The organism is Winogradskyella eximia (assembly GCF_003386165.1).
Classification (GTDB): Bacteria; Bacteroidota; Bacteroidia; order Flavobacteriales; family Flavobacteriaceae; genus Winogradskyella; species Winogradskyella eximia.
On record NZ_QRDV01000005.1, the window covers coordinates 1 to 14,130 of the forward strand.

General features: G+C 31.0%; 13 protein-coding genes. 9 read left to right on the forward strand and 4 right to left on the reverse strand.

The window, feature by feature from the left end; translation table 11 throughout:
* Window positions 1–226: 226 nt before the first annotated feature.
* The 9 genes from DFQ10_RS11145 (at window position 227) to DFQ10_RS18585 (ending at window position 8,019) form a co-directional block, all read left to right on the forward strand.
* Window positions 227–1,180, forward strand: a complete 954-nt coding sequence (locus DFQ10_RS11145; protein ID WP_115817509.1) for a Fic family protein — start codon at window positions 227–229, stop codon at window positions 1,178–1,180.
* Window positions 1,181–1,455: 275 nt separating this feature from the next.
* Window positions 1,456–2,211, forward strand: coding sequence for a hypothetical protein (locus tag DFQ10_RS11150; RefSeq protein WP_147299214.1), 756 nt, complete (start codon window positions 1,456–1,458; stop codon window positions 2,209–2,211).
* A gap of 316 nt (window positions 2,212–2,527) precedes the next feature.
* Window positions 2,528–3,286, forward strand: a complete 759-nt coding sequence (locus tag DFQ10_RS11155) for a hypothetical protein (RefSeq protein WP_147299215.1) — start codon at window positions 2,528–2,530, stop codon at window positions 3,284–3,286.
* Between the two features lie 132 nt (window positions 3,287–3,418).
* On the forward strand, window positions 3,419–3,877 hold the full coding sequence (locus DFQ10_RS11160) for a transthyretin-like family protein (RefSeq protein WP_115817512.1): 459 nt from the start codon (window positions 3,419–3,421) through the stop codon (window positions 3,875–3,877).
* Window positions 3,878–4,064: 187 nt separating this feature from the next.
* Window positions 4,065–4,427 (forward strand): hypothetical protein, encoded by a 363-nt coding sequence (locus DFQ10_RS11165; RefSeq protein WP_115817513.1) that lies wholly within the window; start codon window positions 4,065–4,067, stop codon window positions 4,425–4,427.
* A gap of 83 nt (window positions 4,428–4,510) precedes the next feature.
* On the forward strand, window positions 4,511–4,978 hold the full coding sequence (locus DFQ10_RS11170; protein ID WP_115817514.1) for a type II secretion system protein GspG: 468 nt from the start codon (window positions 4,511–4,513) through the stop codon (window positions 4,976–4,978).
* Window positions 4,979–5,099: 121 nt separating this feature from the next.
* A complete protein-coding gene (locus tag DFQ10_RS11175) occupies window positions 5,100–6,047 on the forward strand; it encodes an alpha/beta fold hydrolase (protein ID WP_115817515.1) in 948 nt (315 codons plus the stop codon).
* A 99-nt stretch (window positions 6,048–6,146) separates the two neighbouring features.
* Window positions 6,147–7,145: a lipoate--protein ligase gene (locus DFQ10_RS11180; protein WP_115817516.1), complete on the forward strand. Its 999-nt coding sequence runs from the start codon at window positions 6,147–6,149 to the stop codon at window positions 7,143–7,145.
* Window positions 7,146–7,236: 91 nt separating this feature from the next.
* Window positions 7,237–8,019: a hypothetical protein gene (locus DFQ10_RS18585; protein WP_181897625.1), complete on the forward strand. Its 783-nt coding sequence runs from the start codon at window positions 7,237–7,239 to the stop codon at window positions 8,017–8,019.
* Between the two features lie 11 nt (window positions 8,020–8,030).
* Here DFQ10_RS18585 and trhA read toward each other — a convergent pair whose 3' ends face one another.
* The 4 genes from trhA to DFQ10_RS11205 form a co-directional block, all read right to left on the reverse strand.
* Window positions 8,031–8,657, reverse strand: coding sequence for a PAQR family membrane homeostasis protein TrhA (gene trhA / locus DFQ10_RS11190; RefSeq protein WP_115817517.1), 627 nt, complete (start codon window positions 8,655–8,657; stop codon window positions 8,031–8,033).
* Between the two features lie 2 nt (window positions 8,658–8,659).
* Complete coding sequence (locus tag DFQ10_RS11195) at window positions 8,660–9,349, reverse strand: DUF4294 domain-containing protein (RefSeq protein WP_115817518.1); 690 nt, start codon at window positions 9,347–9,349, stop codon at window positions 8,660–8,662.
* Between the two features lie 190 nt (window positions 9,350–9,539).
* Window positions 9,540–13,187 carry an ABC transporter permease/M1 family aminopeptidase gene (locus DFQ10_RS11200; RefSeq protein ID WP_115817519.1) on the reverse strand — a complete coding sequence of 1,216 codons (3,648 nt, stop codon included), beginning with the start codon at window positions 13,185–13,187 and terminating at the stop codon, window positions 9,540–9,542.
* 27 nt (window positions 13,188–13,214) lie between these two features.
* Window positions 13,215–14,105 (reverse strand): ABC transporter ATP-binding protein, encoded by an 891-nt coding sequence (locus DFQ10_RS11205; RefSeq protein WP_115817520.1) that lies wholly within the window; start codon window positions 14,103–14,105, stop codon window positions 13,215–13,217.
* Window positions 14,106–14,130 lie beyond the last annotated feature (25 nt).

Here is a 14,130-nt window from a genome sequence, read left to right on the forward strand (position 1 = left end):
CACACGCTAAAAGAGCTGCAAAAAGTGCAATTAATTTATACAACGAAATAAGATTACATTTATCTTTAGACTATAAAACACCTAATATGGTATATAAATTATCAGCGTAAATTCAATTTTAACCTGTAGCCATATTTCAGGACTAGACATTAAAAAAATTAAGTTTCATAACATAATTCAGATTAAATGATTGTAACTTTGATAATATCAAATGATAGTATCAAAAATGAAACCACCTTACGAAATAACATCTTCTATTTTAAAATTAATAACTTCTATTTCAGAGAAAATAGGAGAAGTAAATGCTAATTTATTAAACAGACCTTCACCTAAATTGAGAAAACAGAATAGAATCAAAACTATTCATTCTTCGTTAAAAATAGAAGGAAACACACTTACAGAGGAACAAATTACTGCACTTCTTGAAAACAAAAGAGTTATTGGACCTAAAAAAGATGTTCTTGAAGTTTTAAATGCAATCAAAATCTATGAAAATTTGGAAGATTACAATCCTTCTAATGAAAAATCTTTTTTAAAAGCACATCAAAACTTAATGGAAGGTTTAATCGAAAATTCTGGAAAATATAGAAATCAAAGTGTCGGAATTGTAAAAGGCTCTAAAGTTGAGCATTTAGCACCACCATTTGAAAATGTGCCATACTTAATGAAAGACCTTTTTGAATATTTGAAAAAATCTGATGAAATTGAATTAATTAAAAGTTGTGTTTTTCATTACGAAATGGAATTTATACATCCATTTTTGGATGGAAATGGTAGAATGGGAAGATTATGGCAAACTTTAATTTTAATGGAAAAATATCCAATATTTGAGTTTTTACCTTTTGAAACTTTAATCAGTAATGACCAAGAAAAATATTACAAAGCTTTGGCTGAAAGTGATAAATCTGGAAAGTCAACTAAGTTTATTGAATATATGCTTAACGTAATTGACATTTCAATAAGTCAATTATTAGATTTTAATAATCGGACGTTAAATGAAAAAGATAGATTAGAATATTATGTTTCATTAAATAAAACTGAATTTACAAGAAAAGATTATATGGATATTTTTAAGAATATTTCTTCTGCAACTGCGAGTAGAGATTTAAAGAAAGGAACTGAATTAAATTTATTTGAAAAAATAGGAGAAAAAAATAAAACAATTTATCGTTTAAAATAACTATGTACAACAACGTATATAATCCATTGCTAGTAATAGCCTACTTACGAAAATCCTCGCGGATTTTCTATTCGGTTTTTATTTGCTAAATTAGGTGCTTAACCACGCAACTAACCATACACAAACACATAGCGCAGCAGAACTCAAATCGAAATACAATCTATTATTAAACACTAAAGTTTTAAATCAAAAAGTTATTACACAGTAATTAAAGTTATTTTTAATTACGTTTGTTTTTAAAATAATCTCAAATTAAACGATAAAAATTATTATTTATGAAAAAAGTATTTTACACGTTTGCTTTATTAGCAATATCATTAATGTCTTGTGAAAGTAGCTCTGATGATGAACCAAATATACCTGACACATCAAGTATATTACCAACTAAAGTTGATATAGTCTATTCTGATGGAGAAACTGAAACTATAGAATATACTTATAGTAATAATACACTAATAAAAGAGGAATCCTCTGATGGCTATTATACAGATTATATTTATGAAAACAATTTACTTACAGAAATTAATTACTACGATGGACCAGATGATGAAATTTTAGAATCTTACACTTACGACTCACAAGGAAGAGTATCTACAATTACAATTAATATTATAGGTGTTGGAGATTATGAATATAATCAAACTTATAGTGCAGATAATTCGGTAATCACACAATCGTCAATAACATATCCGAATACAGACCCTTCAACAATTACGATAAGCGACGGTAATATTACAAATTCTACTGAGGTAAGTTATTACACTTCTACCAATACATACGACAATAAGAATGGCATATTTAAAAATGTAGAATTAAGAGAACAACTTGTAACAATAGACTATGAAAACAGCAATGCTTTAAACTTTACTTTAAATAATCTTTTAAGCGAAACAATAGTAGAAAATTCAACTAATCAAAGTGAAAACTATAGTTATACAATGACTTACACAAGTTTTGATTACCCAAGAACTGTTGAAGAAAATGAAGATGGAGATATTACAATGTATACTTATACCTATAATAATGACTAAGATATAACGTTGTTTATTTTTTAAAAATAAATAAAAATCACAATCAAAGCATACAATCTTTTCATTGTATGCTTTGTTCTTTATATCTGTAAGGAATTATGAATTGAACGTGAGATATAAACTCTAGTATTGGAATAAAATACTATAAACAAACTACTACTTACAACATCGCATAAAAATAATGCGTAGATTAGTGCTTAAACAAAGAACAGTGCTCTTTTGCTACTTCTGATTTTCCTACGGAAAATCCTCGCACACAAAACCGCACTATTCTTATACGTAACCGTTGTGCTTCATTAAAATCAACCGCTAACCAATGATAAAATTCTTTAGAAAAATCCGCCAAAAAATGCTGACTGAAAACAAATTCAGTAAGTATTTGATTTATGCTATTGGAGAAATAATTCTTGTGGTTATCGGAATTTTGATTGCATTGCAATTGAATAATTATAATGATGCCTTAAATAAAAATGATTTTGAACAAAAGGCACTTCTTAATCTTAAACTGGATTTTGAGTACAATCAATCAGAATTAAATAAATCTATTGCAGAACTAAAAGAAATTAAAAAAAATAGTTTCATAATTCTTGATAATACAGGTAGTAAATATCAAGCTTCATTCGATATCGATAGTTTACTGCAATCGGTTGGAAACGTTCCAAAATACTATCCTCAAAATGGGTTTTTATTGGATTTGATTAACTCGGGTAATCTCGGTATAATAAAAAACGATATTTTACGGAATAAACTTTCTTCTTGGTTACCAACACTTGAAACATTAAAAGACAGAGAGAAATCAGTAATTGATTTTTCTGATGACTTTATTAGATACATTATTAAAAATGGCAGTTGGTTAAATTCTGATGAAAAAACCAATGACGAAGAAATTACTAAAATAAGATTTCCTAAATCAGGATTTGAAATAAACAATAATGATCTACTCAAAAACATTGAATTCGAAAATATCGTTGAAAACCTGATTGTATATAAATCATTATTACTTGATAGACACGAAAAATGTATTGAACTGAATAAGGAAATAATTAATCTCTTGGAAACCGAAATTAAAAAATAACGAAAGCACAACAACGTATAAAATTAATTGCTTGGTACGAACCTGCTTACAAAAATCCTTTCGGATTTTCTATTCGGTTTGTATTTGCTAAATTAGGTGCGTAAACATACACAAACACTTTAGTTATAATTTATGAAAAAAGTTGGAAATATTATTTTGATTTGTGTTCTGATATTTTTGGTGGGTTTGTTCGTTCGTCCTGAAAAAGTTATATATGAACCAAAAATAATTGGACAAGTAGTTGACCAAAATGGAAACCCAATTCAAAACGCAACAGTCGAGCGAATTGAGAAAAATGAAATAAAGAATAGGGAAATTAGATATTATGAAGACGAGGAATTGAAATCACAAATCATAAAAACTGATATAAATGGTAATTTTATACTTACCGAAAAATCTAAAATTTATTGGTTGCATACACCTATTGATTTGCCATTTGTTTGGTGTTACGCAAATTTTAAGGTTTCAAAAGAAGGATATGAAACCTATAAAACGGAATATAATGCAGAGAAAAATAGTAAATTCAATGAAAACCTAAATGGCTGCAAAGACATTGAATTTAATCCAAGAATAAAATTAAAAAAACTATAACTAACACAGTATATAAAAATTGCTGTTTTAGAATAACCAATGTGAGTTGCTTTGTTTGCTTGCATCCGATTTCCCTTCGGAAAACCCTCGCACGCAAACCCACAACTTTCCATATACAAACACGATGTAACACATTTAACCTAAACCGAAAAACAACCTTAAATTTCACCAAAATCACAATTTGAATATGAAAAAAATTAAATTGACACGTGAAAGCGTTGCAATGGGTGATGATATCGATGCACCTCATGTTTTGGAAATTGTAATAGAACCAAATTGGACAATTATTGAAATTTTAAAATATATTTCCAATATTGATTATCTGCCGAGAATAAGTGGAGGAAGAGCAACTTGGAGTGTAGCCATTAATGAACCAATAGCTGTTTTTACACAAGAAACCCCAGAAGAACCATTATTAATTTGCCTTCCTGATTATCCTTATCACGGAATGAGCCGTTTCGTTGAGTTTGAACATATCCACTTTAACTATCACGCACAAAAAAAAGCGAGTGAAGTATTTGAGGTTTTATCAAGATTTCGAATAAAATAAAAACGTGTTACAACACCATGAATAATTAACTGCTCAACCACTCCCAACTTACATACACGTAGTTCATTTAAGAAACAAACCAAATGATTGAATTAATACTATCGACTTTAGCAGAATTTGGACTCATTCGCGAAGATTATAAACATCAAAAGCAAATAAGTAAAAAGGAAAAAGAAGACGGAATTAAAAGACCTATTCAAAAATATTTTCTCCAACCAAGTGTCTTAATATTAATTGCTGTTGTAGTCATTGGAAGTTTAAGTGCCATTCTGTTTTTTACTTACCAAAAAACATCCGTTTTTCCAGAAAAGACGAAAAAAGAAATATCAGAAATGAAAGACAGAATGGAAAATTGGAATAAAAACTTAGGGCAATACCCAACAGAACTGAATGAATTAATCGGTAATAATCCTTTAAGACAAGATTGGAAAAAAGACGCTTGGAATCGAGAATATAAATTTATGATTACCAAAAATGGAAAAGGTTTTTTAATCACTTCTGCTGGCTCAGACGGAAAATTTGGAACCAAAGATGATATTACCTCAGAATAAAATTATAGGTATAAAAAAGAACTCTTTTGGGGACAAAATATTAAACTATATGAGGTTTCAAATTATAGCGGCAGGAATACGACCTTTATAGTTACATTTACATAAATTTATATCGCAGTATATGAGACTATTTTTATGGCTTACATTTTCAGTTTTACTTTTTGGTTGCTCTAGTGACTATGAAAAGTATAAAGAAACACCTGATTATATTCTGAATGCAACAGGTAAAAATGAATCGTATTATAAAGCCTACGATGAAACTTTAAAGTTATGGAATGTTGATTTTGAAGAATTATATATTCCAACAACTAATGGTATTGCTCATGTCATTGTAAGTGGTCCTAAAAATGGAGAATCTTTAATTTTACTTCATGGAATGAATGCGAGTTCTACTATGTGGTATCCAAATATTGATGCACTAACCAAAACACATCGCGTGTTTGCTATTGATTTTATTTTAGAACCAGGAAAATCTTATCTGTACAATGATATTGAAAATGTAGAAAATATTACAGCTTGGTATAACGAAGTTTTATTTGTTTTAAAATTAGATAGCTATCATATTGTTGGCGCTTCTCGAGGAGGATGGTTGGCGGTTCACTTAGCCTTAAAAAATCCTAAAAAGATAAAAAGCTTGGTGTTATTAAGTCCTGCTCAAACTTTCACATGGATTAAACCTAGCACAGATTTACTTAAAAATATAATAGCGTTATTTTCTTCAAAAGAAAAACAAATAGAGCAAAGTTTAGAAACCTTGTCTAGTAATCCTACTAAGATTAACGATGTCTATTTAAGACAATACAAAATTGCAACAGAAATAGACTCTATAAATAAATTCATGGCTAGTATGCAACCTTTTACAACAAAGGAATTAAAGTCTTTACAAATGCCTGTTTTGGTTTTAATTGGTGATGACGATATGATTAATGAAAAACGAACCGTTGAAATTGCCAATACGCTACCAAACGGTAAGGGTGAAGTGATACAAAATGCAGGTCATTTTTTAACCATTGACCAAGCAGAAAGCGTGAATAAAAAAACACTAGATTTTTTAAAACAGAATCAATAATACTTGCTCTGCTATTTTCATCTTTGTTTGTGCTATATTTTGCTTAATCTTCCTTCACAATTTCTTTATCTTTGTTAGCTCTTAAACTAAACAAAGCTTATGATTTTTATAGATAATGAAGGTAACACCAATCCTAAATTAAACTTAGCATTAGAAGAGTATGCTTTAAGACATTTTGATGCTTCTACAGATTATTTATTGTTCTACATCAATGAACCTTCAATTATCATTGGGCGTAATCAAAACACATTAGAAGAAATTAACCAAGAATATATAGACGAAAATAACATCCACGTGGTAAGACGCGTTTCTGGAGGTGGAGCTGTTTACCATGACTTAGGGAACTTAAACTTTAGTTTCATCACCAATCACGATGGCAAGAGCATCAGCAACTTTAAAAAATTTACAGCACCAGTGATTAAAGTATTGAATGATATGGGTGTTTTTGCAGAACTTAAAGGACGCAATGACATCTTGGTAGATGAAAAAAAAATCTCTGGTACTGCTCAATTTTCTACAGGAAAACGCATGATAAGTCATGGCACTTTATTGTTTGATACAGACATGAGTGAAGTCGCAAAAGCACTTCAGGTTAAAATGAGTAAAATACAATCTAAAGGTCATAAATCTGTTAGAAGTCGTGTGGCAAATATCAGCGATTTTTTAAAGACGCCTATCTCAATGGCAGACTTTAAAAAGGAATTACTCACTGGTTTATATGAAGCTAGCGAACCATTTGAAACTCATAAATTATCGGAAGCAGAATGGAAAGCAGTACACGAATTGAAAGCCGAAAAATATGATTTATGGGATTGGAATTTTGGACGTTCACCAAAATTTAATATTCAACGTAATAAACGTTTTCCTATAGGCGAAATTGATCTTCGTATTTTTGTTGAGAAAGGCCATATTTCAGACTTTAAAGTCTTTGGTGATTTCTTTGGAAGGCAACCCGTTTCAGATATAGAAAATCTTCTTATTGGTGTGCCTTATGATAAACATGAAATTAGTAACAAACTGAAAGACATTTCGGTTGAAGATTATTTTGGAACTATAGACAAATCAGATTTTATAAACCTTGTTTATGGGAATGATTAGTATTATATACAATGTACAATTCAAGACTGTAGTATAATCTTGAAAAAAATATTATTTTAAAAAGTTACTTTTAAAGCTTTAAACCTCAAAAATGATTGAACAAAATAACACGACTAAAGACTTAAAATTCTATTCACAAAAATCAATAGGACTAGCTACTTTTATTGGTGGTCCTTTGGCAGCCGGATATTTAATTAAAGAAAATTACAAAGCTTTAAATGAAAATGATAAAGGAAAAACCGCCTTAATCATTTCGATTCTAGCCACAGTAGCAATCTTTGGAACCCTTTTTCTTATTCCAGAAGCTATAATGGATAAAGTTCCTAACATGGTAATTCCAGCAGTTTACACAGGAATTATCTACCTTATCGTAAATAAAATTCATGGCACAATACTCGATACACATGAAGCACATAATAATACATTTTACTCTGGTTGGAAAGCAGCAGGCATTGGTCTAATTTCACTAATTGTTTTAATGGCAATTATTGTTGCATCTATCTTTTTAGTTCCTGATGGAGCATATGATGCCTATGATGCTGAAATGGAGCAATTCACAATAAATGAAGAAGAATCATTAGTGTTTTACGAGCATTTTAGTACCGAAGACGACCTCACCCTTTTAAATGAAATTAATGATATAGCCATTCCTAAATGGAAAGAAAATATAGCAATCATTAATAGAACTAATGACATTGAGGATTTACCTCTAGAACTCATAGAGCAGAATAAAAAACTACTTAAATATTCAGAATTAAGACTAGAAGCCTTTGAGCTATTAAAAAAATTAATCACTTATGATTCTGAAAATTACAACGACGAGTTAGATAGAATTCACAACGAAATAGATGCTGTTATTGAATCGTTATATTAACAAAAATGGTTTTAAATCACATGAAGATAAACCATAAAAAAGTGACATATAGCTCCACCTAGAACAAACAAATGCCAAATCACATGATTATATGGTATTTTCTGAATGGCATAAAAAATAATACCAATAGTATAAAACAAGCCTCCTGCAAATAACCAAAGTATACCGTTTGGCCCAAGAGCATCAGAAACATTAGAAAAATCAAACACAATTAACCAACCCATTACCAAATACAAAAGGGTTGAAAACACCTCGAAGCGTCCAGTAAAAAACAATTTTAATACAACGCCAAAAGCGGCAATTCCCCAAACGGTCCAAAATAAGGGCCAACCCAAACTTTCTGGAAGTAGAATTAACAACACAGGTGTATACGTGCCAGCAATTAGTAGATAAATACTAACGTGATCTACAATTCTAAAATAGTGTTTGCGCTTCTCCCCTTCTACTGCATGGTAAAATGTTGAAGCTAAAAAAAGAATAACAATAGAAAGTCCATAAACAATAACACTAAATAAACTCCAAGGAGTTAAGCTATCTGCTTTTACAATAAGTAAAACTAAAGCTGCGATTCCCATAAGTGCACCAAAGCCATGTGTCCAAGCATTAAGTTGTTCTTCGAGTTTGGTTTGAATACGCATGGTTAATTTTTGGTATTTGGAGGTGTTTTTGGTTTAGACCATTTACTTACACAAGCGTAAAAATCGATTTCAAAAGCGGGTTCTTGTCGTTTTAATTGCTCGTTCTGAAAAGCACGTTGCAGAATATCTTCAATTAAATAATCTTCTTCCTCATCAATAGGACTAAATTCCTTTTTTAAAGAAATATCGAATAAACTCGCTGTACTATTAAACCAAAAGGCGCGCCAACCACTGCGTAACTCTTTAATTAGATCAAAAGTGGTTTTACCGGTTTGTCTGTGAATTAGTTTCACTAAAATCTGACCTTCGGTTTTAGTCAGTTTTTTAAGTTCTGCTGAAAATTCATCTTCAATATAATTCTGAATAATCTTAGCATAGCGCTTTTTATCGCGCTTACGTTCTAACTCATCTAATCGTTTTTGTAAGGCTTCTAAACGTTCTGCAGCCAACTTGGCATAAGGATATACTTTTAAGGTTTTTCGTCTTAAAATAATATATCTAATGCGTGCTGCTCTGTCTTCAAATTTTAAATTCGGTAAGACTAAAACTTCATTTAATTCCACTGAAGTTACAGGTATAGAATCTCCTTCTATATACATGTAGTGTACTTCTGTAGAATCTTGTTTTACAGGATCTTCTTGGGCACTTAGCACCACAGAAAAAAACAACGCTATGTAGGTAATGTACTTCATGTATAATTCTAATGCCAAAATCGTTCCAAATGTTACAATCTTAACAATTTCAAAATTAATAATATTTAAAGTCTATAACCCTAAATTCTTATTAATATTATGAAACTTATTCAAAAAATTAGCAAATAAAAAGACCTTTCAAATTTAGTGTATCTGAAAGGTCTTTTAAATTAAATACTAAAGCTTTTTTTTATAGTTTCTGACGGTTATCACCAGAATTTCTATCAATTAGCTTATTATACGGATCCACACCAACTTCTGTAGGTTTCTCATCTACAATAATTGAAACTTTATTATCAATAGTTGTGATTTTATGTTTCTTTAAATACAAGGGCTTATCCTTCATTTTACCATCAACCTCGTTTTCCGTAAAGACACCTACATCAATATAATCTTGAAGTGGTAACGATAAAATAGGTTTTGTTTTTCCTTCAGGTAGATATGAAATTGAATCTCTTCCTGTTTCAGAAAATAATTGTTTTCCTTTTTCGTCGTTTCGGTATTTACTAACATCAAACTCAATATCTACTTTGTATTTACCATTGTCTAATTCGGTAGATGTTGCTGTCTTAATTCTATTGTCATACACCGTAATGGTTTCAAACATATCTTTAATCACATACTGCAAACTATCTGGTGTAACCGCTTTAATATGGTTCACCATATCTATTGACGTGGTGTAAGGTGGCTCTTGGAACTTCACTTTTTCTACATATGTTTTTAATGCTCCATTAAGCACATCTTCTCCAATATAATCACTAAGCGCATAAAACACTAAAGATCCTTTTTGGTAACGAATATAGCCTTGTCCGTCATTATACATTAATGGTTTTTCGCGTTTACGTTCAAAGGTTCTTCTCAATAAATAATCATCTAAAGATTTTTTCAAAAACTTACGCATTTGTGGTTTTCCTAATTCCTTTTCAAGAACTTTTAAAGCCACGTATTCTGATAAACTTTCAGACAACATTGTGGCTCCTAAAACATCTGCTCCAATCACTTGGTGTGCCCACCATTGGTGTGCAACCTCATGCACAGTAATAGCATAAGTGTAATTTAAATCACCATCTTCACTATCTTCTACATCTGCAATAAAACCTGCATCACCAGAAAACGGAATGGTATTAGGAAATGATTGTGCAAATCCACCTTCAGGGAATTCAACTATGCGTAGTTGTTTGTGTTGGTATGGACTAAAATTCTCACTGTTATATTCAAGCGAAGCTTTCATACCATCCATCATACTTTCTAAATTGTACTCATGACCTTCGTGATAATAAATTTCGAGATTAACGTCTCTCCACTTATCCTTTTTTACTTTATAATCTGCAGAATTAAAAGCATAGAAATTCAAGATTTTACTATCCATTTTATAATGAAAATAGCGTCTTCCATCTTCTACCCAATCCTTTTGTAGATATCCTGGGGCAATAGCAATTTGATCTTCGCTAGTACTTACCGTAGCTTCAAAATCTATCCAATCACTATCTTTAGAAATATAAGTATTTCCTAAAGCTGTAGAGTCTGATGGATGAGGCTTTAACTTATTAGGTGGTAAATCATATTTCTCTCTTGTTTTATCATCAGTAAGCTCACCTCCATTATATCCTAAATTAGGAAACAGTTGCATGTTATTGATAAACGTTCCGTTTTTAATCACAGGTGAATTAGACACTAACAAGGTGTTAGGTTTATTTTTAACTGTGAACTTCAGAGTCATGGTATCACCTGGCATCATTGGCTGTTTCAACCTATAAATATCAAAATTGTACAGTGTGTCTTCTGAAACCAGTGTGTTTTCGCGACTGAATTTGAACGTACTTGGATAATCATTATGATTTAAAAACACACTATCTATAGCAGTTTCTGTTTTGTTAATCATTGTATATTCTCCAGAAGATTCAAAATTACGATCATCAATAAACAGATCCATATTTACGTTTACAGCAACAATACGCGGCTGTGCGTAGTCTTCATATTTTTTGTACTTCTTCTCCCAATTCACGCTCATTTCTTCACGCTCTTTTGAAGAATAACGATCATTATTAATGTTTGTCGCATGATAAATGCTGTAACCCATTGTTAAAAAACCAGCTAAAAGCGCAACAAAGGCAATCGCAATTGGTGTTTTAAAACGCTCTTTTGCAATTTTTAAACGCTCTTTAAATGAATGTGGTAAACCACGAACCCAGAATAAAGCAGCGATTAGCATTAGAACTAAACCTCCAAGTACCCAATAGAATTTATAGGTTAAATATCTAGTTAACGAATCTCCGTAACCATTCATGTCATTATATCCAAATCCTGGTCCTTCATTATATTTAAAGATAGGTTGCTCAACTCCTGCCAAGCTTAAAAACGGAATAGCTATAGAAATCACTAAGAGGACAAACAACCCTAAATATGGATTTCTAATAAGCGTTTGAACCATTAAAGCCAAGAATGCCCAAATGACATAATTAATTAACTTTAATCCAAATAACTCTTTGATATAAAGTCCTATTTCAATATCGAAATACCCTTTATAAAGTTGAAATAAAATACCTGCAATCATTATTACCGTAAGCAATAGTAATTGCATTTTAACAATGGCAATAAACTTAGATAGAAACAACGACCAATTTGGTATTGGAGTTACATCTTCTAGTCCATTCATATTTGCTATCTTACTTCGGTTAACTAACATACCTGCATATAAAAATGTACAGATATTAATTGCAAATACAAAGGCGCTTCCTCCACGTAGCATCAGCCAAGTACGAGGATATGATGCTGTTCCGGTTGGATTTCCAAAATCAGATAAGGCAATTAAAACCACGATTAATCCAACTAAAACAATACTAATAAACGGCCAACTTTTAACGATATATTTAAATTCTACATTCGAAATTTTCCATGTCGCTTTCAAATTCTGAACAAAAGAATAATCATTAGTAACCTTTGGCAAATTGATTTTAGTGATACCACCAAAATTTCGTTTAGTAGAACGTTCTCCTTTTGGTTTTTTAAAGAATGAAATAGTCATGGCATTCTGACTAAACGTAAAAAACTTATAAACCAAACCAAACACCAAACTTGCTACACCCAACCATATTAACCGGTTATAAAGAATCACTTCTTTAATAGGTATATGTAATTCGTTTTGTTCGTAAGCCGTCCAATAACGTGTGTAATAATCTGAGGCAGAAGCCCCAAAAGGATCTAATAATGCTGCTAAATAGCGACTATCTGGATCAGACAATAAACTTTCAGTAACACCTTGAACAAATAATAATAAAATAACCGTTATAAAGCCTGCAGCAATATTCCTTGTAAAGGTGACTACTGCAAATACAATAGCTCCAAATAATAGAATATTAGGTAATATAAAAAGCCAATACGCATTGAAATACGATTTAATATCAAATGCAATAATTAAATCAGAATTGGTGCCAGGCAATCTAAAACCAATAAACATACCAACTCCAATGGTCATTACAATTAGTGTTACAATAACAATAGCACTAAAAAATTTAGCGAATAAATAATTGGCTTTTGTAAACGGGTAAGAATATAAAATGGAATGCATTTCACTTTTAAAATCCCTATTTATGGAAGCTCCAATAATAGATGGAAATAGAAAGAAAATTAATATGGCTAATCCGTTAAATAAATTGTTTACTCCAATTGGAGAATTTACAATTCGGGCAGAACTTGTTGTGGCTGTAATGCTATCAAATATTCCTGCTGTTGTTGCAGCCATAAGCAGTGCCAACATAAAGAAAATAGCCATATAAATATAAGTCGCTGGTCGTTTTAACCAGTACTTTAATTCGTAAGTAAATATTGTAGAAAACATAGATGTACTTTTTTAATATTAAAAAAATTAAACTGCACTTACAGGTTCGTCTTGTTTTAGTGCTATAAAGTACACATCGTCGAGTTGTGGTTCTACGGACTTAAAGTCTTCACTTGGTTGAACATCATTAAATACTCTAATATTTAATGAGTTATCTTCGTTATAATTAGAAGACAATAAATTGTATTGTGCTTCGTGTGCTTCTAAATCGTCTCGGTCAATAATTTTAGTCCAAATACGACCTTGTAATTCTATTCTAGCTTGCGATGGTGTTGCTTGCTTTAAAATACGGCCACCATTTAAAATCGCCATATCGTTACAAAGTTCCTTTACATCTTCAACAATATGTGTCGAAAATATAACAGTACAATTGTTACCTACTTCACGCAATACATTAAGGAAACGATGGCGTTCTGCCGGATCTAATCCTGCTGTTGGCTCATCTACGATAATTAATTTAGGGTTGTTTAATAACAACTGAGCGATACCAAAACGTTGTTTCATACCTCCAGAATAACCAGCCACATGCTTTTTACGCACATCATATAAATTGGTAATATCTAAAACTTCTTTTACAATAACTTGTCGGTCTGTCTTAGAACTGATGCCCTTTAAGGTTGCAAAATAATCTAATAATGCTTCTGCAGACATTTTTGGATAGACACCAAATGATTGTGGTAAATAACCTAACACTTTTCTCAAAGCCATTTTATCTTCTAAAACATTGATATCACCAAACATTATAGCCCCAGAATCTGGACTTTGCAACGTCGCAATAGTTCGCATTAACGACGATTTCCCTGCACCATTTGGTCCTAAGAGTCCAAACATTCCTGTTCCGATTTCAAGGTTAAGATTATCAATGGCTTTAACACCATTTTTATATGTTTTTGTAAGGTTGGTTATAACTAGTTTCATGAGTTTATATTTATTTATTTTTTAT